This is a genomic window from Streptomyces sp. NPDC058678 (assembly GCF_042714835.1).
Taxonomy (GTDB): domain Bacteria; phylum Actinomycetota; class Actinomycetes; order Streptomycetales; family Streptomycetaceae; genus Streptomyces.
In genome coordinates, this window is the sequence record NZ_JBHXSG010000018.1 from 94,019 (window position 1) to 116,543 (window position 22,525).

Genomic DNA, 22,525 nt, shown 5'->3' on the forward strand with positions numbered 1-22,525 from the left:
AAGGCCGGTGGTCGGCTCCTGTCCTCGTGGACGGGGCCGGAAGCCGTTTTCCAACGTTCCGAGAGGTTGTTCGTGTCGGCCAGCACATCCCGTACGCTCCCGCCGGAGATCGCCGAGTCCGTCTCTGTCATGGCGCTCATTGAGCGGGGAAAGGCTGAGGGGCAGATCGCCGGCGATGACGTGCGTCGGGCCTTCGAAGCTGACCAGATTCCGGCCACTCAGTGGAAGAACGTACTGCGCAGCCTCAACCAGATCCTCGAGGAAGAGGGTGTGACGCTGATGGTCAGTGCCGCGGAGCCCAAGCGCACCCGAAAGAGCGTCGCAGCGAAGAGTCCGGCCAAGCGCACCGCCACCAAGACGGTCGCGGCGAAGACGGTGACCACCAAGAAGGCCACCGCCACCGCCACGCCGGCGGCACCCGCCGCCGAGCCCGCCGTCGAGGACGAGGCGCCCGCGAAGAAGGCCGCCGCCAAGAAGACGACGACCGCCAAGAAGGCGGCCGCGAAGAAGACCGTGGCCAAGAAGACGACGGCCAAGAAGACGACCGCCGGCAAGGACGACGCCGAGGTCGTCGAGGACGAGGTCCTCGAGGACGTCAAGCCCGGTGAAGAGGAAGAGGAGGGAGCCGAGAACAAGGGCTTCGTCCTCTCCGACGACGACGAGGACGACGCGCCCGCCCAGCAGGTCGCCGTGGCCGGTGCCACCGCCGACCCCGTCAAGGACTACCTCAAGCAGATCGGCAAGGTCCCGCTGCTCAACGCCGAGCAGGAGGTCGAGCTCGCCAAGCGCATCGAGGCCGGTCTGTTCGCCGAGGACAAGCTGGCCAACGCCGACAAGCTCGCCCCGAAGCTCAAGCGCGAGCTCGAGATCATCGCCGAGGACGGCCGCCGCGCCAAGAACCACCTCCTGGAGGCCAACCTCCGCCTGGTGGTCTCCCTGGCCAAGCGCTACACCGGCCGCGGCATGCTCTTCCTGGACCTCATCCAGGAGGGCAACCTCGGTCTCATCCGCGCGGTGGAGAAGTTCGACTACACCAAGGGCTACAAGTTCTCCACGTACGCCACCTGGTGGATCCGTCAGGCGATCACCCGCGCGATGGCCGACCAGGCCCGCACCATCCGTATCCCGGTGCACATGGTCGAGGTCATCAACAAGCTCGCGCGCGTGCAGCGCCAGATGCTCCAGGACCTGGGCCGCGAGCCCACTCCGGAGGAGCTGGCCAAGGAACTCGACATGACCCCCGAGAAGGTCATCGAGGTCCAGAAGTACGGCCGTGAGCCCATCTCGCTGCACACCCCGCTGGGCGAGGACGGCGACAGTGAGTTCGGCGACCTCATCGAGGACTCCGAGGCCGTCGTCCCGGCCGATGCGGTCAGCTTCACGCTCCTGCAGGAGCAGCTCCACTCCGTCCTGGACACCCTGTCCGAGCGTGAGGCGGGCGTCGTCTCCATGCGCTTCGGTCTCACCGACGGTCAGCCGAAGACCCTCGACGAGATCGGCAAGGTGTACGGCGTCACGCGCGAGCGCATCCGCCAGATCGAGTCCAAGACCATGTCGAAGCTGCGCCACCCGTCGCGGTCCCAGGTGCTGCGCGACTACCTCGACTAGATCGCGTTCGTACGAGATCGAAGGCCCGGCTCCCCCAAGGGAGCCGGGCCTTCGTGCTGCGGCCCGCGCTGCTCTGCATGACTCTGGGTGTCCGATCAACACCCCGGAGTAAGGAGCAGGTATGCGGTCTCGCATTGCTCGGGCGCTGGCCCGGCCGCTGGTTCTGGCGGCCGCCGCGGCGGCCATACCATTGGTGTCCGCCGCCCCCGTGGCCGCCGACACCATCGTCGTCGGCGGTTTCCCGGTCGACGTGTCCGAGAGCCCCTGGACGGTGGCGTTGTCCAGTCGTGACCGGTTCGGGGGTACGCGGGCGGGACAGTTCTGCGGCGGTGTGGCGGTCGGCCGGACCACGGTGCTCACCGCGGCCCACTGCCTGGGGGAGGACGTCCTCGGCGACCCACCGGACCGCGTCCGCGACCTCAAGGTGATCGCAGGCCGCACGGATCTTCTCTCGGACCAGGGCCGCGAGATCCGCGTACGCGACACCTGGGTGAATCCGGACTACGACGAAGAGAGCGGCGCGGGGGATTTCGCCGTGCTCAGTCTCACCGAACCGCTGCCGCAGGGCTCGGCGCTCGGGATGGCGGCTGCCGGTGACCCGGCGTACCTACCGGGGACGAGCGCCACGGTCTACGGGTGGGGTGATGTCACGGGTGCGGGGGGTTATGCGCAGAGCCTGCGGGCTGCACACCTGAGCGTGCTGTCCGACGCTCTGTGCGAGAGGGCGTATCCGGGCGGTGCCGACGGCATGTACCTCGCGGGCACCATGCTGTGCGCCGGGGAGGAGGAGGGCGGCCGGGACGCATGCCAGGGAGACAGCGGAGGGCCGCTGGTCGCCCGGGGGAAGCTGATCGGGCTCGTGTCCTGGGGGAGCGGCTGCGGTCGTGCGGGCAGCCCTGGTGTCTACACGCGCGTGTCCGACGTCCTGCGGACGCTAGCCACGGGTGGCGGGTCAGACGTGCCGCGTACGGGCGTCTGACAGCGGCTGAGGGGCCTCGACGGGCACTCGACGGGCATGAGCAAGGGCGGCTACCCCTGGGAGCAGGGGCGGCCGCCCTTGGCCGGCCTGTGCCGGTGCTGGCTCGTCGTGGAACGCGAGTGTCAGCGCTCTTCTTCGGAGGCGGATGCAGGAACGGCCGTGAGCCGCTCCGTCTCGTCCTGTATCTCAGCGGCGATCTTCTTGAGTTCCGGCTCGAACTTGCGACCGTGGTGGGCGCAGAAGAGCAGTTCTCCGCCGCTGAGCAGGACGACGCGCACGTACGCCTGGGCGCCGCAGCGGTCGCAGCGGTCAGCGGCCGTCATCTGGCTCGCGGGGGTCAGAACAGTAGTCACGTCGCCTCTTCTCTAGCTCGACGAGCTGTCGTACCAGGGTCAACATCCAACCAGCCCGAAAACGTTCCCGCTCGGGGCTTTTCCTCGAAAAATCTCTCCGGGGCTGCTGTCTGCTGCCGGTTGGCGGCGAATGTGCCGTATTGCGTGTCTTCGTTGCTTACGGGTTCGCGCTGTCGGTCGGGGGGTCGGTCCTCCCGGCTGGGTTGCCGGTTGTTCATGAGGACGTGCCCGGAGCCTAAATGGTTCATGCCTCGAAGGGAACGTGATATGTACTTCACTCAATCGAGGGATCGAACACGCATACGACCGTGGACTAGGGTGAGTTTAGAAGAGGGTGGCGTTACATCGGCTCTACCAGGCCTCGGTACCCTCTGAGCGGCAACCCAAGCCGCGCCCTTACCCAGAAGGGCCCCACCTGAAATTCAGCGAGGAGCGAACCGCGTGACCGCCGAAACGTCCGTGCCGTCCACAGCTCTGCTGGCAGGAGCAGACCGGGACGGTTCCAACTACACCGCGCGGCACCTGCTCGTCCTTGAGGGGCTCGAGGCAGTGCGCAAGCGCCCGGGCATGTATATCGGCTCGACCGATAGCCGTGGACTGATGCACTGCCTGTGGGAGATCATCGACAACGCCGTCGACGAGGCCCTAGGGGGGTACTGCGACCACATCGACGTGATCCTCCACGACGACGGCTCGGTGGAGGTCCGCGACAACGGCCGGGGCATCCCGGTCGACGTGGAGCCCAAGACCGGCCTCTCCGGCGTCGAGGTCGTCATGACCAAGTTGCACGCCGGCGGCAAGTTCGGCGGCGGCTCGTACGCCGCCTCCGGCGGTCTGCACGGCGTGGGCGCCTCCGTGGTGAACGCCCTGTCCGCGCGGCTGGACGTCGAGGTGGACCGCAGCGGCCACACCCACGCCATCAGCTTCCGTCGGGGTGTGCCCGGAGCGTTCGCCGCCACGGGACCGGACGCCAAGTTCGAGGGCGGAGGTCTGCGCAAGGGCAAGAAGATTCCCAGGAACCGCACCGGTACGCGGGTGCGGTACTGGGCTGACCGCCAGATCTTCCTCAAGGACGCCAAGCTCTCCCTGGAGAATCTGCACCAGCGTGCACGTCAGACCGCCTTCCTGGTCCCCGGCCTGACCATCGTCGTCCGGGACGAGTACGGCCTGGGCGAGGGTGGCAGCAAGGGCGAGGAGTCCTTCCGCTTCGACGGCGGTATCAGCGAGTTCTGCGAGTACCTGGCCACCGACAAGCCGGTCTGCGACGTCCTCCGCTTCTCCGGTCAGGGCACCTTCAAGGAGACCGTCCCGGTCCTGGACGACCACGGACAGATGACGCCCACCGAGGTCACCCGTGAGCTCGGCGTGGACGTCGCGCTGCGCTGGGGGACGGGCTACGACACGAACCTGAAGTCGTTCGTCAACATCATCGCCACGCCCAAGGGCGGCACCCACATCGCGGGCTTCGAGCAGGCCGTCGTCAAGACGATGAACGAAGTGCTCCGCACCAAGAAGCTGTTGCGCGTGGCCGAGGACGACATCGTCAAGGACGACGCCCTGGAGGGACTCACCGCGGTCGTCACGGTCCGTCTCGCCGAGCCTCAGTTCGAGGGGCAGACCAAGGAGGTCCTCGGTACCTCGGCGGCCCGTCGCATCGTGAACACCGTGATCTCCAAGGAACTCAAGGCGTTCCTCACCTCCACGAAGCGGGACGCCGCGGCCCAGGCTCGTGTCGTCATGGAGAAGGCCGTCGCCGCCGCCCGTACCAGGATCGCCGCACGTCAGCACAAGGACGCACAGCGCCGGAAGACGGCCCTGGAATCCTCCTCGCTGCCGGCCAAGCTCGCCGACTGCCGCAGCGACGACGTCGAGCGCAGTGAGCTGTTCATCGTCGAGGGAGACTCCGCGCTCGGCACTGCCAAGCTCGCGCGGAACTCCGAGTTCCAGGCGCTGCTGCCGATCCGCGGAAAGATCCTCAACGTCCAGAAGTCGTCCGTCACGGACATGCTCAAGAACGCCGAGTGCGGCGCGATCATCCAGGTCATAGGAGCGGGTTCGGGTCGCACGTTCGACATCGACGCGGCCCGCTACGGCAAGATCATCATGATGACCGACGCCGATGTGGACGGCTCCCACATCCGAACCCTGCTGCTGACGCTGTTCCACCGCTACATGCGGCCCATGGTCGAGGCGGGCCGGGTGTTCGCCGCGGTGCCGCCGCTGCACCGCGTCGAGCTGATCCAGCCGAAGAAGGGTCAGGACAAATACGTCTACACGTACTCGGACCGTGAGCTGCGGGACAAGCTCCTGGAGTTCCAGAGCAAGGGCGTCCGGTACAAGGACTCCATCCAGCGGTACAAGGGCCTCGGCGAGATGGACGCCGACCAGCTGGCCGAGACGACCATGGACCCGCGGCACCGCACTCTGCGCCGGATCAACCTCTCCGACCTGGACGCTGCCGAGCAGGTCTTCGACCTGCTGATGGGCAACGACGTGGCACCCCGCAAGGAGTTCATCTCCAGCTCGGCTGCGACGCTGGACCGGTCGCGCATCGACGCGTAGCCGCTGCGCTCGGCTCGGGCCGGTGGGGTTGGCTCGGGCCGAGGTGTGGGTGCGCGCGGCTGGACCGGGGTGGTGTAGGTGGACGAGGTCGGCTGGGCGCCGGGGGAAGCCCGCGTGCGCGGCCGTATGGGTCGCGCAGCCTGCAATGTCGCGTGAGTTGGGCGGACGCGCGCTGAGCGGGCGACTTCGGCGGGTGCGTTGGAGGCGTCTCCACCCGTAGGTGGAGGTCGACGGCCGTCGAGGGTCCACCCATGATCCACCCCTGCTCCGATCTGCCGACCTGCGACTTTGCGTAGCGTCGAAGGCGTCGGCAGCGCTCGCTGTCGGCCGTGCTCCTTCTCGCTACGGAGGCTCAGATGCCGGGGCTCGTCGACGCGTTGTTGATCGTGGCGGTGATCGCCCTGGTGGTCGTCCGACAGTTCCGCACCAGTCGGATCGACACCGACAGACGCTGGTGGCTCCTGCCCGCGGTCCTGGCCGTCGTGGCGCTCCGCGACGCGCACATGGTGGACGCCCACCGCCACACGGCATCGGTCGCCCTGCTCGCCGCCGAGTTGGTCACTGGTCTCGCCATCGGAGCGGGCTGGGCTTGGACCACCCGAATATGGGCGGAGCCGGACGGTGCGGTGTGGTGCCGGAGCACCAAGGCAAGCGGAGCGGTCTGGGGCGTCGGTATCGGACTGCGGGTAGGCCTTTTCGCTCTCGGCGCGGCGCTCGGCATCCACCAGGGCTCCTCCGCCCTGCTGCTCGCCCTGGCGGCCACACTTCTGGTCCGCTCCGGGATTCTTGCCTGGCGGGCCCACTGCCTGCACCCGTCCGCCGTGTCCGCCACGGCGTACGGTGACCGCATGTCCCCGCCTGCATGGAAGGAACGTGCGTGACGGAGAACGTCTGGACGCGCTGGCCTTCCCGGGAGGCGCTCGGGCGCGGAGAGACCACGGCTCCTCGGCGCCTGCTCGGGTGGGTGGTGCGCGCCCTGGTGCTGGGCATGCTCCTGTGGGGCATCTTCACGAGCAGCCAGGTGCACGGGTGGGGGGCGCTCGGAGCCGCGGCGGCCGTGCTGCTGGCCGCGTTCGTCGCCTGGGCCCTCTATCGCACCACCCTCGCGCACCGACTCTGGCCGTCCCTGGCCCTCACCACCCTGCTCCTGGGGATCGCGGTGGTGGCCCAGAGCGCGGACTTCAGGGTTCCCGCCCTGGTTCTGTGGTGCGGGTGTGCCGTCACGGCCCTGGAACGGCTGCCTCTCGCAGCGGCGCTGCCGGTCACCGCAGTTGCCCTCACGTCGTACGCGGCCGTCAATGACGACGCCTGGCTGACGACGGCGGTCACGACTGCGGGGCTCGCCCTCGCCGGATACGTCTTGCGGCTGGACGCCGAGGCGCGCGGCAGCGCCCAGCGGCTGCTCGTACAGGAGCGTGCCGCGCGGGCGGCGGAGGCGGAGTCGGCGGCACTCGCGGAGCGGTCCCGTATCGCACGGGAGATCCATGACGTGCTGGCCCACAGTCTCTCGGCGCAGCTCGTGCACCTGGAGGCGGCCCGGCTGTTGATCGAGGGAGGGGCCGACCGGGAGCAGATCCTCGAGCGGGTGGTGGCGGCACGGGGAATGGCTCGTTCCGGACTGGCCGAGACAAGGCAGGCCCTGTCGGCGCTGCGCGGAGAACTGACCCCGTTGGAAGAGTTCCTGACCCAGATCGTCGGTACGGCCGACGGTGCCGAGGCCACCATTTCGGGTGAGCGCAGACCTCTGCCGGCCGAGGCGTCCCAGGCGGTGCGCAGGGTCGCGCAGGAGGCCCTGACCAACGTCCGCAAGCATGCTCCCGGGGCGAAGGTGCAGGTGAGACTCGAATACGGCGAGCACCAAGTGAGGCTGGTCGTGCGGGACTCGGGCGGTTCGCCGGGCGAACTGGCCGCGACCGGCGCCGGGTACGGTCTCCTGGGCATGCGGGAGCGTGCCGAGCTGCTGGGCGGTTCGCTGGACGCGGGGCCGGACGAGGAGGGGTTCGTGGTGACGTTGCAGGTGCCCGTATGACGGCGGAGGCGGGGGAGAAAGCCGCGCGGGTGGTGGTCGTGGACGACCAGACCGTGGTCCGTGAGGGCATCGTGATGTTGCTGGGGCTGCTGCCCGGCATTGAGGTCGTGGGAGCCGCGGGGGACGGGCACGAGGCGGTGAAGCTCGTGGCCGAACTCGACCCGGACGTGGTGCTGATGGATCTGCGCATGCCGCGCTGCGACGGGGTGGAGGCGACCCGACGTATTCGGGCGGAGCATCCCGGGACGCAGGTTGTGGTGCTTACGACGTACGCGGACGACGAGTCGCTGTTTCCGGCGCTGAGAGCGGGGGCGCGTGGATATCTGACCAAGGATGCGGGGGGCGACGAGATCGTGCGGGCCGTGCGGAGCGTGCTGTCCGGGGACGCGGGGCTTTCGCCGAGCATCCAACGGCGGCTTCTGGAGCGGCTGTCCGAACCCGAGCCGGCGTCGGCGGCGCCGATCGACGTGCCTGACGGCCTCACCACGCGGGAGACCGAGGTGCTGGTGCTGATCGCCGAAGGTCTCAGCAACCAGGAGATCGCCCGTCGGTTGCACGTCTCCACGGCGACCGTGAAGACCCACATCAACAACCTCTTCGCCAAGACGGGACTGAAGGACCGAGCGCAGGCGGTGCGTTACGCGTTCGGTAAGGGGCTTGTACGGCCACCGACGGGGTGAGTCACCTGATGGGGTGAAGAGCGCGGGGAAGAAGAGTCGGAGATCTTCCCGTTCTGTCCATCCTTGGGCATGCAGTCAAGCAACGGTCGCCCCCGCGGAGGCGGCGGTGGTGCCGAGAGTTCGGTCGACAACCACGACGGTCATGATCCGGCGCTCGCCGAGGGGCCCGGACAGGTGAGGTACGACGACCCCTGGTACGACGCACTCGCCTCCGGCTGGGGCGAGTCGGGTGGGGTCGACGCGCCCGTGCCCGCGGCGCCGTCGGCGTCGCGGGAGCAAGAGGCCCCGGCTGTCGCGGCGGCCGAGGTGTACCTGGAGGTCCAGCGCAGCGCGGCCTTCCAGGAGGTGCGCAGTCGGTACCGGAGGTTCGTGGTGCCAGGGTTCGCCGTGTTCTTCGCCTGGTACGTCGCCTATGTGGTGACCGCGACGACGGCGCCCGGGCTGATGGCGCGCCCCGTGGCAGGCGCTGTGAACGTGGCGATGCTGGCGGGGCTGGGACAGTTCCTCACCACCTTCCTGTTCACCTGGGCGTACGCGCGGCACGCGCGGCTGCGCCGGGACCGGGCCGCGCTCGAACTGCGGTGGGACACCCAGGAACTGACGCGGGGCATCCGGGGCGGTGTGTCGTGACGGGGGACCATCAGACGCTGGCGTTGCTTCTGTTCAGTGCGTTCGTCGCCGTGACCCTGGGGATCACGACGTGGGTGAGCCGTCACCGGCACGGTTCGGCGGAGGAGTTCTACGCGGGTGGCCGGCTGTTCTCACCGATGGAGAATGGTTTTGCCATCGCGGGTGACTACATGTCGGCCGCGTCCTTCCTCGGCATCTCCGGACTCATCGCCCTCTACGGCTACGACGGGCTGCTGTACTCGGTGGGCTTTCTGGTGGCCTGGCTCGTGGTGCTCTTCCTCGTTGCGGAACTCGTGCGCAACTGCGGCCGCTTCACGCTTGCCGACGTGGTGGCGGCGCGGATGACGGAGCGTCCCGTGCGAATCGCGGCGGGAACCTCCTCGGTCACCGTGTCCGTCCTGTATCTGGTGGCTCAGATGGTGGGAGCGGGCAGTCTGGTCGCGTTGCTGCTCGGGGGCACCAGCGGGGCGGCGCAGACCTGGACGGTCATCGGGGTCGGTGCGCTCATGGTGATCTACGTGTCGTTCGGAGGGATGCGGGCCACCACCTGGATCCAGATCGTCAAGGCGGTCCTGCTGCTCGGCGGTACCGTCACGCTCACCGTGCTCGTCCTGGTGCGGTTCCACGGCGACTTCGACCGGCTTCTGCTCACGGCGGCGGAGCGCAGCGGTCACGGCGCACCGTTCTTGGCACCCGGCCTGAAATACGGCGGGGACTGGACCGCCCGCCTCGACTTCATCAGCCTGGGACTCGCGCTGGTGCTCGGCACGGCCGGGCTGCCGCACATCCTGTCCCGCTTCTACACCGTGCCCACCGCGCGGGCCGCCCGGCGTTCGGTCGTGTGGTCGATCGGGCTCATCGGCGGCTTCTACCTGATGACGATCGTCCTCGGATTCGGTGCGGCGGCGATCGTGGGGCCGGAGGTGGTACGGGGATCGAACGCGGCAGGGAACACGGCGGTCCCGCTGCTGGCTCTCGACCTGGGCGGAGGCGCGGACTCCACGGGAGGAACGGTTCTTTTCGCGATCGTCGCCGCCGTCGCCTTCGCCACGATCCTCGCCGTGGTCGCCGGAATCACGCTCGCCTCCTCGGCGTCCGTCGCCCATGACCTGTACGCCTCGCTGCGGCGCCGGAAGACCAAGCCGCGCAGCGAAGTGGCCGTCGCCCGCGCCGCCGCCGTCGGCATCGGGGTGGTCGCGATCGCCCTGGGCCTGCTGGCGCGCGACCTCAATGTGGCGTTCCTCGTGGGACTCGCGTTCGCCGTCGCCGCGTCCGCCAACCTGCCGGTGCTGCTCTACTCACTGTTCTGGCGCGGCTTCACCACCCGCGGGGCCGTGTGGGCCGTCTACGGCGGGCTGATCCCGGCCGTCGTGCTCGTGCTGTTGTCGCCGGTGGTGTCGGGCAGTCCCGAATCACTGTTTCCCGGCGTCGACTTCCAGTACTTCCCGCTGCAGAACCCCGGCCTCGTCTCGATCCCCCTGGGCTTCGTCGCGGGTTGGCTCGGCACGGTCACCTCCGCGGAACTGCCCGACGAGGCCAAGCACGCGGAGACCGAGGTGCGGTCGCTGACGGGGGCGGGGGCCGTATAGGGGCGGCGCCTGCATCGTCGTACGGCATGAGTCCTCACCGGCATAAGGACTGCCTCGGCCCCCGGGCCGACATCCCCGAGGCCCGCATCCGTATGTAGCGGTGGGCACGGTCCCTTCCCCCGTTCCCACGGCCGTGTCCTCAGGCGCGGGTCGCCCACACGTAACGGTGTTCCGGGCGGCCCGCGTCGCCGTACTTGAGGGTGAGTCTGGCCCGCCCCGTGCGTTCCAGGAGCTTCAGATATCGCTGGGCGGTCTGGCGGCTCACTCCGGTGCGTTCGGCGATCTCCTGGGCGGACAGAGGGCCTTCGGCGTTCATGAGGGAGCGGCGGACCAGTTCCGCGGTGGTGGGGGAGTGGCCCTTGGGCAGTCCGGGCTCCGACGGTGTGGACAGGGCGCCGAAGATGCGGTCCACCTCGGCCTGTTCCGCCTCGCCGCCGCCGTCGAGAGTGCGGCGCAGTTGCGCGTAAGCCTCCAGTTTGGCCCGCAGGCCCGCGAAGGCGAACGGCTTGACCAGGTACTGCAGCGCGCCCTGCCGCATGGCGGCCTGCACGGTCGAGACGTCCCGCGCCGCCGTCACCATGATCACGTCGGTCTGGTGGCCGCGTCGGCGCATCTCCTGGACGACGGTGAGGCCCGTCTCGTCGGGCAGGTAGTGGTCCAGGAGGATCAGGTCCACGTGGGGCAGCGCCTCCAACCGGTGCAGTGCCTCCGCCGCGCTGTGCGCCTCGCCGGCCACATGGAAGCCCGGCACTTTCGCTACGTAGGCGGCGTTGACCCGCGCGACCCGGATGTCGTCGTCCACGACCAGGACCTCGATCATCGTGATTCCTCCTCGGTGGCGGACTGCGGGGCTTGCGGCGCGGTGAGGGCCGGTTCCGGATCGGGCAGGGCGTCGGGCAGGACGACCGTGAACTCCGCGCCCCCACCGCCCGCCTCGCCGACCGTGGCGCTGCCACCTTGGCGCTCGGCGAGCCTGCGCACCAGGGAGAGGCCGATGCCGCGGTTCCGGTGGGCCGGCGGCTTCTTCGTGGACCAGCCCTCCGTGAAGACCAACTCGCGGTGCTCCACCGGGACTCCCGGGCCGGTGTCCCGCACCCTGAGGACGGCGGTACGCCCCTCCGCGCGCAATTCGACCTCCACGCGCGCGTGCGGTGTGCCCGCGGCAGCGTCCAGCGCGTTGTCGACCAGGTTGCCGAGGATCGTGACCAGTCCACCGGGGTCGACCAGCCGGTCCGGCAGCCGGGTCCGGTCCGAGACCCACAGGGCGACCCCGCGCTCGGCCGCGACGGTCGCCTTGCCCACCAGCAGGGCGGCCAGCAGGGGGTCCTGGATCTTCTCGGTGACCTGTTCGGCGGTGGCGCGGTGGTCGCCGACGACCTCGCCGACGAACTCCACGGCGTCGTCGTACATCTCCAGTTCGAGCAGTCCCAGGAGCGTGTGCATGCGGTTGGCGTGCTCGTGGTCCTGGGCGCGCAGGGCGTCGATGAGACCCTGCGTGGAGTCGAGTTCCCGGCCGAGCTGTTCCAGTTCGGTGCGATCGCGCAGGGTGGCGACGGCACCGCCGTCGTCGGTGGGCATGCGGTTGGCGACCAGCACGCGCTGTCCGCGCACGGTGAGCAGGTCGGTGCCCGTCACCCGGCCCGCGAGGACGTCGGCCGTACGGCCCGCGCCGAGCGCCTCGTCGGGGGAGCGGCCGACGGACTCCTCCCCGATGCCGAGCAGCCGCTGCGCCTCGTCGTTGAGCAGGCGGACGCGGCCGGCGCGGTCCAGGGCGACGACGCCTTCCCGGATGCCGTGCAGCATGGCCTCGCGCTCCGCGAGCAGCCCTGAGATGTCCGAGAAGGCCAGGTCCCGGGTCTGCCGGTGGACCCGGCGGGAGATGAGCCAGGCGGCCAGCGCGCCGACGGCCAGGGCGCCACCGGCGTACGCGAACAGGCCGGGGATCGCGTGGATCAACCGCGCTCGCACGCTGTCGTACGCGATGCCGACCGAGACCGCGCCGACGATGTCGCCGTCGCTGTCGCGCAGCGGCACCTTGCCGCGGGCGGAGCGGCCCAGGGTGCCACTGTCGATCTCCATGACCTCCTTGCCGGCGAGAGCCTGGCCGGGGTCGGTCGAGACGGTCCTGCCGACCTGGTCGGGGGTGGGGTGCGACCAGCGCACGCCCCGCCAGTCCATCACCACGACGTACTCGGCCCGGGTGGTCTCGCGGATCCGCTCCGCCGCCTTCTGGACCGGCCCGTCGGCCGTCGGAGGCGTGTTCTTGACCTCGTCCGCCATCCGCGGCTCGGCGGCGGTGGTCTGCGCGATCGCGAGCGCCCGGCGCATCGCCTGGTCGTCCAGCTGGTTGCTGAGAGGGGCGAGGAACAGTCCGGTCGCGAGCACCGCCACTCCCGCGGCGATCGCCAGCTGCATCAGCAGTACCTGTGAGAACACGCGCCGCGGCAGGCCGAGGCGCAGTCGGCGGGCGGGGGGAGTGCGGCTCATGCCCATGACGGTACGTGGGTATGCGTCAACTGCCGCAGGGGGTGTGGCGTGGATTACTTGATCAATATGTGAGATGCCTGGACGCGCGTGTGTCGGAGGCCCCGGCACGGACTATGTGTGCGCCCTCAGCTCGCGAGCGCCGTGGTCCCCGTCAGCTCGCGCACGGCTACCACGTCCATCCGCGCGGGCGAGCCGAGCACCGACGTCCCGCAGCTCTCCGCGCGCGGCGGCAGGGACGCGCCCTGGGCCACGACGACCCGCCAGTGGCGTCCGTCGGCGTGCGCGACGGTCACCTCCCAGCACGGCGCCGCGCCCTCCGTGCGGACGACCGCGAGGGCGTCCGCCGCGTACTCGCCGGTGGCCGTGCGCACGGCCAGCTCGGCCGCTTGGCCGGGTCGCTCCCAGGCCGAGTTCCCACGGCACCCCGCCACGACGATCCGTCCCTCCTGGACGCTGTGCAGGATCTCCTTGACGGCATGGGCCTCAGCCCGGCCGTAGGCGTATCCGTAGGGGAGGACAAGCAGCGTCGGTGAGAAACGATGACCACCCAGATGGGTGACTTCCCAGGTGCCCTCGACGCCGGACGCGGCCAGCTCGGCGGCGAGCGGGCGGCCCAGGAGCGCGCAGCAGCGGTCACGCTTGCCGTTGGTGCAGACGAGCGCGAGGGGATCGCCGGTGTGGGCCTGCCCGTCGAGCACCGCGTCGAACGTGCTGTGGTCGCCCCTGCCGAGCGCCGCGAAGTCGAGGTCGAGCAGCCGGCCCGGATCGCAGGTGGTGGCGGAGTGCAGCCACGTGCTCCCGGGCGAGGTGTGAGCGGCGTACACGTGACGTGTGGTGGGTGTTCCGCTGTCGGCGTGCCGTCCGGGGCGGCGGATCAGTGCGACGCGTACGTCCGTGCCCTTTGCGGCCGCCTCCAGGGCGCGGCCGAGTGCGGGGTCCAGGTGGCTCGAAGTGAGCGCCTTGGCACCCCAGGGGCCGGGCTGTTCCAGCAGCAGCCAGGTCCTCGCTGTGGCCGCGGTCCCGGCGATGGGCTCGTCGAGCTCCTGGGAGACGGTTGAGCACGTACTCACAGAGGTGAGCCTAACCTGACTTGAGGCCGACGCCTTCCGGACGGGGTGTGTCCTGCTCCGGGAGGGGCTGCGGAGGCCTCGGGCCGACGTAGTGGCCGCTCGGGCGCATGCGAAGGGGGCGTTCCCCGTACTCCTCCAGGGCGTGGGCGATCCAGCCCGCCGTACGGGCCACCGCGAAGATCGTCTCGCCCGCCGTGGCGGGCATGCCCGTGGAGGCGGTGAAGACGGCGAGGGCCAGGTCGATGTTGGCGTGCAGGGGAGCGTGGCGGGCGGTGGTGGCCACGATGTCGTGGGCCGCGGCGAGGGCGGGCTCGGCCCTGGGGATCTGCTCCAGGAGGCCGAACAGGGCACGCGCGCGCGGGTCCTCGCCGGGGTAGAGGCGATGGCCGAGTCCCGGGATGCGGCGGCCGGCCCGCAGTTCGTCCGCGATCACGGGGGCCGCGCTGCCCTGGTCGAGCACGTCGAGCAGCAGCCGGTGGGCGAGCCCGCTGGCCGCGCCGTGCAGGGGGCCCTCGATCACGCCGAGCCCCGCGGAGACGGCCGCGTAGGCGTGCGCGCGGGCTGATGCTGCGACCCGCACGGCGAGGGTCGATGCGGCGAGGTCGTGGTCGACGAGCAGGCCGAGGGCGGTGTCGAGGGCGCGCAGCGAGGCCTCGTCGGCGGGCCGGCCGCTGAGCCGCGTCCACAGGCGGTGGGCGAGGGGGCCGCGGTCGTCAGGGGCGTGGAGGACCGGCGGCAGGGCGGCCACCAGCGTGGGGATGAGGACGCGCGCGGTGCCGAGCACGGCCTCCTCGGAGAGGTCGAAGCGCAGCGGATCCGCGGTCGAGGCGGCGATCGCCGCGACCCGCAAACGGTCGGTGGGAGCGGCGTGTTCGGGCAGCGCGTGCACGGCACGGCGGGCCACGGCGACGGCGGCCTCGGGAGCCGTGAAGCCGGCGCCGGGCCGCATCCGCCCGGTCCACAGCCACTCGGCGACCTCTTCGTAGGAGTGCCGGGCGGCCAGTTCGGTCGCGTCGACGCCCCGGAAGTAATAGCGATCCGTGTCGATCAACGTGAGCTGCGTCCGTACGGACAGCTCGCCTCCGGAGCCCGAACTTCCGCCGCCTTCCCGCCTGTTGCGCCTGGCGAGCGCCTCCACCTCCTTGGCGTCGAAGGTGCTGCCCCGGCCGCCGGGGACGCGACGGCTGGTGAGCTGGCCGCGGCTCACGTAGGCGTACACGGTCTCGGGTTTCACGCCCAGCAGCTCGGCGGCCTCCTTGGTGCTCAGCCGCTGTCCGGCGGGGCCGGGGAGGGGTTCTTGATCGCGCATAAGAGGTCACCGTATCCACAGCTCGGTCTGTTGATCGCATAGTGATGTGCCTGCATTGATTCAATCAATATTGACAGGAAATCAGTCAATCATGGACAGTTAAATCAAGTCGAGGGAGGAATCATGTCCGTCAACAGGTCCGCAGGAACCCTGGTCGACGTACCGCGAGGACTCGCGGGCGTTGTGGTCACCAACACCGAGGTCGGGGACGTGCGGGGGCTCGAGGGCTTCTATCACTACCGCCAGTACTCGGCCGTCGAACTCGCGCAGACCCGCAGCTTCGAGGACGTCTGGCATCTGCTGTTCCAGGGCGAACTTCCGGACGCCGAACGTGGCGCGGCCTTCGCCGCCGAGACCGCCGCACTGCGGCGGCTGCCCGACCAGGTGCGGGCCGCGCTGCCCGCCATCGCCGCGGCCGGCGCGGGCTCCGGTCCACTCGCCGGGATGCGCACCGCGCTGTCGCTGCTCGGCGCGGCGAAGGGCTTCCGTCCGGTGTACGACCTCGATGCGGACCGTCGTCGTCAGGACACCGTCGTCGCGGCGGCGGCCGTACCCACACTGCTCACGGCGCTGCACCGGCTGGGGGCGGGGCTCGACCCCGTGGAGCCCCGGGAGGACCTGTCGTACGCGGCGAACTACCTCTACATGCTGACGGGTGCGGAGCCGGAGCCGGAGCTTGCCCGCGCGGTCGAGCAGTACTTGATTTCAACCATTGACCACGGATTCAATGCGTCGACCTTCACGGCCCGCGTCATCGCGTCGACCGGTGCCGACGTGGCGGCGTGTCTCGTGGGGGCGGTGGGGGCGTTGTCCGGCCCGCTGCACGGAGGTGCGCCCAGTCGTGCGCTGGACACCCTTGACGCGATCGGCACTGCCGACCGCATCGACTCCTGGATTCGCGAACGGGTGCTTGCCGGTGACCGCATCATGGGCTTTGGTCATGCGATCTACCGCACGGAGGACCCTCGTTCCCGGATGCTCCGTGAGGTTGCCCAGCGGTTCGGCGGTCCGCGCGTCGACTTCGCCGTCGAGGTGGAGCGCCACGTCGAGCGGATCCTCGCCGAACTGAAGCCGGGCCGGGAGCTCCACACCAACGTCGAGTTCTACGCGGGCGTGGTCATGGAGCTGTGCGGCCTGCCGCGCGAGATGTTCACGCCGACGTTCGCGGCTGCGCGGGTGGTGGGCTGGAGCGCCAACATCCTGGAACAGGCGGCGGACTCGAAGATCATCAGGCCGGTGGCCCGGTATGTGGGGCCTGGGGCTCCGGTGGCGGTGCCGGGGGCCGCCTGACGCGCGTGTGGCCTGGTGCCGTTCTGGCGCCAGGCCTCATCGGTGGTGATCGAGCAGGGACGGGGTGCCGGACTGCTCGCCGGGTCGGTACCCAGGTCGCTCAGCGGTTCTGTGCGGCTGGGGGGAGAGCTGCACGGGACGAGTTCGGGATGGCTCGTCTCGTGCGGGTGACGTCAGGCGTCGGGGATGTCTGCCTTGGCGCGGATCAAGGTCTCACGGCTCACGATGACGATGCGTTCGTAGTCGGCACGCGAGGCGTCGGCAGGCAGTTCTTGCTCAAGCGCCTTGGTGGCCTCGGTGCCGATGACGGCGAAGTTGCCGTCACTCAGCTCGAACACGTCCGGGCAGTTTGCTCCTGAGGCACTGCCACGGGCACTTGGAGGCACACCAATGCGGCGCACGATTTTCAAGGGTGCTGGTCCTTAACGATGGGTGGGGGCACAGTTTTGCGCAGCAGATTAGCTGGGTTGGTGGTGCGAAGTGGCCATATGGCGAAAGATCACCTGGCGTGTCGTCGCGGGCAGGTGGTTGATCGGTCGGAGTGGTCGCGCTGTCGGGGGAGTGCCCACCCACCGTCGCCGAGACCGCAGCATTACCCATGATCCTCGGCGGCGATGGCTCGATGTAGCTGGGGCTCCTGAACCTCGGTGCGTGCGGCTACTCCGAGATGTCGAACGACCCCGCCCTCCAGTCGGCCCGGGCCCCGGACCGGCGGGCGAGGCCCTGGTGATGGATGTGAGCCCTGGCTGATCGCTCAGCTGGGGCGCAGACCCACGGTTTGTGCTCGATCAGCCATGCGATCACGAGAAAGACCTCGCAGGACGCGCACACGCGCTCCGAGGAGACGTGCTGCTGGACGTGCTTCCGTACGTGGATCCACCGTCGGTCCTTCCGCCCGCGCTCGCGTTTCAAGATCGGCTTCCCTCTGGCCCGAAGGCCTGAGTGCGGGAGTGCGTCCCGCGCCACTGAGGTCACAGACGTGTCCTCACGTGAGGGACGCGGTTTTGTGCACCCTGAAGGGATGCCGGAGGGTTGAACATCAACGATGGATGGACACGGGCAACAAGGTACTGAGATCCCCGAGGCACGTGTGGCCAGCAGCGCAAAAAGCCACCCGGCCTTGTCACGGGGGCAGGTGGGTTGACCGGAGTGGGTGGTCATGCTGTAGAGGGGTGGTCATGCTGTCGGTGGCGTACCCACCACCCACCACTCGTCCGTCTCGGCCTCGTCCAGGTCCTTGATGAGGCCGTCGACCATGCGCCCGATCCTGGCCTCGTCCGACGAGTGCTTCAAAGTGGCGCGCTGCCCTTTCGAAGCCTCCCAGTACTCCCGCAGCAGGGGGCTCTGGAAGAGCTCACGCAGATGCCCGTACAACCCCTCCTGGTCCAGGATCCCTGAGCGGTAAAGGTGGTACAGGTTGACGTACCAGGCGTTGGCGTAGAAGTACTGCCGCCGCTTCGCGGCCGGGATGCTCTTGTCGTAGGTGTCGATGACCTCGGCGAGGGAAGGGTCGTCGATGGCCTTGGCCAGCAACTCCCAGTGCATGCGCTGTTGGTGCGCCAGCGCCTTGCGTCGGGACGCCATTTCCTCGAGCTCCATACGCCTCACCTGCAGGCGGGCCTCTTCGAGTCGCCGTTGACGCGAAGCCATAGTCAACGTGGCGGTGGCGAGCATCAGGCCCGCCGCCGCGACGGAGCCAAACCCCTGTACTCCAAAATTCCGTGTGGCCATGTCAACCCCCGAATCAGGCGGCCGTCCGCCGGTCGTCGGAGTGCGGGTCGACTGGAGGGGACCGGCGAGCGGAGGGCGGCGCTTGCCGCCTCCCAGAATGCCGAGCGGCTCTGATCGGCGGGGAGGCGGAGAGGAGGCGCACGGAGGGAAGCGAGGGTCGCACAGTCCAGCGCCTTCCCCAACGTCTGCCCCGCAAGAGCTGCTAACAATCGTTCACTTCGCGGGGATTCTTCCGGCTCGTATCCTGGGTCGGCATTCAATCCTCGTACGTGCGCCGGGCTGCGAGCCGGTGCGCGCTTTGGTGAGAGAAGGGTCGCACGTTGAGCCAGCCGAGCCCGCAGACGAACGCAGGCCCGCGTCCGATTCCGAACCCGTCGGCGAGTCCGGGGGCGCGGCAGATCCCGGTCGTCGTGCTCGCTGGATTCCTCGGCTCCGGCAAGACCACACTGCTCAACCACCTGCTCCACCGCAGTGGAGGCAGCCGGATCGGCGCCGTCGTCAACGACTTCGGGGCCATCGAGATCGACGCGATGGCCGTCGCCGGTGCCCTCGGCGACTCCACGGTCTCCCTCGGCAACGGGTGTCTGTGCTGTGCCGTCGACGCCAGTGAGCTGGACGAGTACCTACAGCGGCTCGCGCGGCCCACCCTCGGCATCGACGTCATCGTGATCGAGGCCAGCGGGCTCGCCGAACCCCAGGAACTCGTGCGCATGGTGCTCGCCAGCGAGCATCCGGGGATTGTCTACGGCGGGCTGGTCGAGGTCGTCGACGCCGCCGAGTTCGACGACACCCGCGCGCGGCACCCCGAGATCGACCGGCACCTCGGCCTCGCCGACCTTGTCGTCGTCAACAAGCTCGACCGGGCCGCCGACGGCGAGCGGGTCCTCGGGCTGGTCCGGTCCCTCGTCGACCGGGCCGCCGTGGTGCCCGCCCGCTACGGCCGCATCGACCCCGAGTTCCTCTTCGACTGCCGGCCCAGTGAGGAGCGCCTCGGGCAGTTGTCCTTCGACGACCTGCACGATCACACCGCGGGGGACGACCGCGACCAGCACCTGCACAGCGGCTACGACAGTGTGGCCTTCGTCTCCGAAGTACCGCTCGACCCGCGTCGGTTGATGCGGTTCCTCGACAGCAGGCCCGAGGGGCTGTACCGGATCAAGGGGTACGTCGACTTCGGGCCCGACGACCCCGCGAACCGTTACGGCGTGCATGCCGTCGGGCGGTTCCTGCGCTTCTACCCGGAGCCCTGGGCACCCGCAGACGCCCGCCTCACCCAGCTGGTGCTCATCGGCTCCGGCATCGACGCACCCGCCCTCGGCAAGGAGCTGGAGGCGTGCAAGAGCGACGCCCCACACGCCGACGAGCACGGCATGTGGGGCGTTCTGCGCTACGTACAGGAACCGGAGGACGAGACCCTCCAGGAGGACACGTCCTTCCAGCAGGTCGAGGCTTAGACCGGCCCCGCCACCACCGACACCGTCTTCGGCAGCGACACGCCCGAACCGTCGCGGCGCGGGTCCATCTCCGGGAGGTCGGCCGGGGTGCCGTTCTTCTGTGCCGCCTTCGCCGGGACGGGGCCCGCCCAGGCCAGGGACAGGCAGTCCTCGCCCTTCAGGAATCGCTGGCAGCGGACACCGCCGGTGGCGCGGCCCTTGCGCGGGTACTGGTCGAACGGAGTGAGCTTGGCCGTCGTCTGGACGGAGTCGTCCAGCGTGCCGCGTGAGCCCGCGACAGTGAACACCACCGCGTCGGCGGCGGGGTCGACGGCCGTGAAGGAGATCACCTTCGCGCCCTCGGTGAGTTTGACGCCCGTCATGCCGCCGGCCGGGCGGCCCTGGGGGCGGACCTGGGAGGCCTGGTAGCGCAGCAGCTGCGCGTCGTCCGTGATGAAGACCAGGTCCTCCTCGCCGGTGCGCAACTCCACCGCGCCGACGATCCGGTCGCCCTCCCTGAGGGTGATGACCTCCAGCTCGCCCTTGTTGGTCGGATAGTCCGGGACGACGCGCTTGACGACGCCCTGGGCGGTGCCGATCGCCAGGCCGGGGGAGGACTCGTCGAGCGTGGTCAGGCAGACCACCGTCTCGTCGCCCTCCAGGGGGACGAACTCCGCGACCGGGGCGCCGCCCGAGAGGTTCGGTGCGGACGCGGTGTCCGGGAGCTGGGGCAGGTCGACGACGTTCACCCGGAGCAGGCGTCCGGCGGACGTGACCACGCCCACCTCGCCGCGCGCGGTGGCCGGCACCGCCGAGACGATCACGTCGTGCTTGGTGCGTCGGGCGTCGGCGTCCTCCGGGAACGGCTCGCCGTTCGCCGTGCGGGCCAGCAGGGCCGTGGAGGACAGGAGCACGCGGCAGGGGTCGTCGGCCACCTGGAGCGGCACGGCGACCGTCGGGGCACCCGCCGACTCCAGGAGGACCGTACGCCGCTCGGTGCCGAACTTCTTCGCCACCGCGGCCAGTTCGGCGGAGACCAGCTTGCGCAGCTCGGAGTCCGAGTCGAGGATCCGGGTCAGCTCCGCGATCTCCGCGTTCAGCCGCTCCTTCTCCGACTCCAGCTCGATGCGGTCGAACCTGGTGAGGCGGCGCAGCGGCGTGTCCAGGATGTACTGCGTCTGGATCTCGCTCAGTGAGAAGCGCTCCATCAGGCGCTGCTTGGCCTGCGCGGAGTTGTCGCTCGAGCGGATGAGGCGGATGACCTCGTCGATGTCGATCAGCGCGGTGAGCAGGCCCTCCACCAGGTGCAGACGGTCGCGCTTCTTGGTGCGGCGGAACTCGCTGCGGCGGCGCACGACCTCGAAGCGGTGGTCGAGGTAGACCTCCAGGAGCTCCTTGAGGCCGAGGGTGAGGGGCTGGCCGTCCACCAGCGCCACATTGTTGACGCCGAAGGACTCCTCCATGGGCGTCAGCTTGTAGAGCTGCTCCAGGACCGCCTCCGGCACGAAGCCGTTCTTGATCTCGATGACCAGGCGCAGGCCGTGCGCGCGGTCGGTCAGGTCCTTGACGTCCGCGATGCCCTGGAGCTTCTTCGAACCGACCAGGTCCTTGATCTTGGCGATGACCTTTTCGGGACCGACCGTGAAGGGCAGTTCGGTGACGATCAGGCCCTTGCGGCGGGCCGTCACGTTGTCCACGGCCACCGTGGCGCGGATCTTGAAGGTGCCGCGGCCCGTCTCGTACGCGTCCCGGATGCCGGAGAGGCCGACGATCCTTCCGCCGGTGGGCAGGTCGGGGCCCGGGACGTGGCGCATCAGGGCTTCGAGGTCCGCGTTCGGGTAGCGGATCAGGTGGCGGGCGGCCGCGATGACCTCGGCCAGGTTGTGCGGCGGCATGTTCGTGGCCATGCCGACCGCGATGCCGGAGGCGCCGTTCACCAGAAGGTTGGGGAAGGCGGCCGGCAGGGCCACCGGCTCCCGCTCCTGGCCGTCGTAGTTGGGGTTGAAGTCGACCGTGTCCTCGTCGATCGACTCGGTCATCAGGCTCGTCGCCTCGGCCTGGCGGCACTCGGTGTACCGCATGGCGGCCGGCGGGTCGTCATTGCCCAGCGAGCCGAAGTTGCCGTGGCCGTCCACCAGCGGGACGCGCATCGAGAAGGGCTGGGCCATGCGCACCAGGGCGTCGTAGATCGACGCGTCACCGTGCGGGTGCAGCTTGCCCATGACCTCGCCGACGACACGGGCGCACTTCACATAGCCGCGCTCCGGGCGCAGGCCCATCTCGTTCATCTGGTAGACGATGCGGCGGTGCACCGGCTTGAGGCCGTCACGGGCGTCCGGCAGGGCGCGGGAGTAGATGACCGAGTACGCGTACTCGAGGAAGGAGCCCTGCATCTCGTCGACGACGTCGATGTCGAGGATCTTCTCCTCGTACGAGTCGTCGGGCGGCGGGGTCTTCGTGCTGCGGCGGGCCATCGCTGCCGGCTCCTCCTGTTTCTGGTAGTTCGCCTGGGGGCGCTGAGGTCGGTGTCCAAGGCCCGACCGTGCTCAGCCCTGCGGGCCTGTGCGCGCTCGACCTCTCGGCATCGACGCGTCCCTTCGGCTCACTCTTGCTGAAGCGTGAACGGGATCTGACGCGACCATTGTGGACCGCGGCACTGACAGTGCGGGCCGGGGCCCACTGCCGGCCGCCCGGCCCGTTGAAGGGCGGGCGCCTGACCGCGATTGCCCGCAGGCTACGCGATCTCGCTGACGGCGTACGTCGTCCGGGAACTTC

Annotated in this window: 18 protein-coding genes; 10 read left to right on the plus strand and 8 right to left on the minus strand. The window is 69.7% G+C overall.

Translation table 11 applies throughout. The features are described 5' to 3' along the window. Positions 1–72 precede the first annotated feature (72 nt). Positions 73–1,608 carry an RNA polymerase sigma factor gene (locus ACFWWR_RS18590; protein ID WP_383866472.1) on the plus strand — a complete coding sequence of 512 codons (1,536 nt, stop codon included), beginning with the start codon at positions 73–75 and terminating at the stop codon, positions 1,606–1,608. Positions 1,609–1,729: 121 nt separating this feature from the next. Then, positions 1,730–2,587, plus strand: a complete 858-nt coding sequence (locus ACFWWR_RS18595; protein WP_384304275.1) for a S1 family serine peptidase — start codon at positions 1,730–1,732, stop codon at positions 2,585–2,587. A 122-nt stretch (positions 2,588–2,709) separates the two neighbouring features. On the opposite strand, the gene ACFWWR_RS18600 is transcribed toward ACFWWR_RS18595, so the two are convergent. Next, a complete protein-coding gene (locus tag ACFWWR_RS18600; protein WP_383866475.1) occupies positions 2,710–2,940 on the minus strand; it encodes a hypothetical protein in 231 nt (76 codons plus the stop codon). Between the two features lie 441 nt (positions 2,941–3,381). Here ACFWWR_RS18600 and ACFWWR_RS18605 point away from each other — a divergent pair, with 441 nt between their 5' ends. From ACFWWR_RS18605 to ACFWWR_RS18630, 6 genes are all read left to right on the plus strand, one after another. Beyond that, complete coding sequence (locus ACFWWR_RS18605) at positions 3,382–5,502, plus strand: type IIA DNA topoisomerase subunit B (RefSeq protein WP_383866477.1); 2,121 nt, start codon at positions 3,382–3,384, stop codon at positions 5,500–5,502. 356 nt (positions 5,503–5,858) lie between these two features. Continuing rightward, positions 5,859–6,383, plus strand: a complete 525-nt coding sequence (locus ACFWWR_RS18610; RefSeq protein ID WP_383866479.1) for a DUF1453 domain-containing protein — start codon at positions 5,859–5,861, stop codon at positions 6,381–6,383. After that, positions 6,380–7,531 carry a sensor histidine kinase gene (locus ACFWWR_RS18615; RefSeq protein WP_383866481.1) on the plus strand — a complete coding sequence of 384 codons (1,152 nt, stop codon included), beginning with the start codon at positions 6,380–6,382 and terminating at the stop codon, positions 7,529–7,531. The genes ACFWWR_RS18610 and ACFWWR_RS18615 overlap by 4 nt, the downstream gene beginning before the upstream one ends. Continuing rightward, a complete protein-coding gene (locus ACFWWR_RS18620; protein ID WP_383866483.1) occupies positions 7,528–8,211 on the plus strand; it encodes a response regulator in 684 nt (227 codons plus the stop codon). Before ACFWWR_RS18615 ends, ACFWWR_RS18620 begins: the two co-directional genes overlap by 4 nt. 69 nt (positions 8,212–8,280) lie before the next feature. Further along, positions 8,281–8,841 (plus strand): DUF485 domain-containing protein, encoded by a 561-nt coding sequence (locus ACFWWR_RS18625; RefSeq protein ID WP_384304278.1) that lies wholly within the window; start codon positions 8,281–8,283, stop codon positions 8,839–8,841. Next, positions 8,838–10,430, plus strand: a complete 1,593-nt coding sequence (locus ACFWWR_RS18630; RefSeq protein WP_384304280.1) for a cation acetate symporter — start codon at positions 8,838–8,840, stop codon at positions 10,428–10,430. The genes ACFWWR_RS18625 and ACFWWR_RS18630 overlap by 4 nt, the downstream gene beginning before the upstream one ends. 139 nt (positions 10,431–10,569) lie before the next feature. Here the strand turns inward: ACFWWR_RS18630 and ACFWWR_RS18635 are convergent, their stop codons facing one another. The 4 genes from ACFWWR_RS18635 to ACFWWR_RS18650 all read right to left on the minus strand — a co-directional run bounded on the left by ACFWWR_RS18635 (position 10,570) and on the right by ACFWWR_RS18650 (position 15,296). Further along, positions 10,570–11,250, minus strand: a complete 681-nt coding sequence (locus ACFWWR_RS18635; RefSeq protein WP_383866489.1) for a response regulator — start codon at positions 11,248–11,250, stop codon at positions 10,570–10,572. Beyond that, positions 11,247–12,917: an ATP-binding protein gene (locus ACFWWR_RS18640; RefSeq protein ID WP_383866490.1), complete on the minus strand. Its 1,671-nt coding sequence runs from the start codon at positions 12,915–12,917 to the stop codon at positions 11,247–11,249. Before ACFWWR_RS18640 ends, ACFWWR_RS18635 begins: the two co-directional genes overlap by 4 nt. Before the next feature lie 125 nt (positions 12,918–13,042). Then, positions 13,043–13,987: a sucrase ferredoxin gene (locus ACFWWR_RS18645; RefSeq protein WP_383866492.1), complete on the minus strand. Its 945-nt coding sequence runs from the start codon at positions 13,985–13,987 to the stop codon at positions 13,043–13,045. Between the two features lie 10 nt (positions 13,988–13,997). Next, the gene (locus ACFWWR_RS18650) at positions 13,998–15,296 is read right to left on the minus strand and encodes a citrate synthase (protein WP_384304283.1); all 1,299 of its coding nucleotides are present in this window, start codon (positions 15,294–15,296) and stop codon (positions 13,998–14,000) included. Positions 15,297–15,419: 123 nt separating this feature from the next. Between ACFWWR_RS18650 and ACFWWR_RS18655 the strand changes: the two genes are divergently transcribed. Next, positions 15,420–16,586, plus strand: a complete 1,167-nt coding sequence (locus ACFWWR_RS18655; protein ID WP_384304286.1) for a citrate synthase/methylcitrate synthase — start codon at positions 15,420–15,422, stop codon at positions 16,584–16,586. Between the two features lie 173 nt (positions 16,587–16,759). Here ACFWWR_RS18655 and ACFWWR_RS18660 read toward each other — a convergent pair whose 3' ends face one another. Both ACFWWR_RS18660 and ACFWWR_RS18665 read right to left on the minus strand, forming a co-directional pair. After that, complete coding sequence (locus tag ACFWWR_RS18660) at positions 16,760–16,996, minus strand: hypothetical protein (RefSeq protein WP_383866498.1); 237 nt, start codon at positions 16,994–16,996, stop codon at positions 16,760–16,762. Positions 16,997–17,762: 766 nt separating this feature from the next. After that, the gene (locus tag ACFWWR_RS18665; protein WP_383866501.1) at positions 17,763–18,317 is read right to left on the minus strand and encodes a DUF6082 family protein; all 555 of its coding nucleotides are present in this window, start codon (positions 18,315–18,317) and stop codon (positions 17,763–17,765) included. Positions 18,318–18,679: 362 nt separating this feature from the next. Between ACFWWR_RS18665 and ACFWWR_RS18670 the strand changes: the two genes are divergently transcribed. Next, the gene (locus ACFWWR_RS18670) at positions 18,680–19,771 is read left to right on the plus strand and encodes a CobW family GTP-binding protein (protein WP_384304312.1); all 1,092 of its coding nucleotides are present in this window, start codon (positions 18,680–18,682) and stop codon (positions 19,769–19,771) included. On the opposite strand, the gene ACFWWR_RS18675 is transcribed toward ACFWWR_RS18670, so the two are convergent. Further along, entirely contained in the window at positions 19,768–22,224 is a 2,457-nt protein-coding gene (locus ACFWWR_RS18675) for a DNA topoisomerase (ATP-hydrolyzing) subunit A (protein WP_383866503.1), read from the minus strand. The genes ACFWWR_RS18670 and ACFWWR_RS18675 overlap by 4 nt on opposite strands. Between the last annotated feature and the right edge of the window lie 301 nt (positions 22,225–22,525).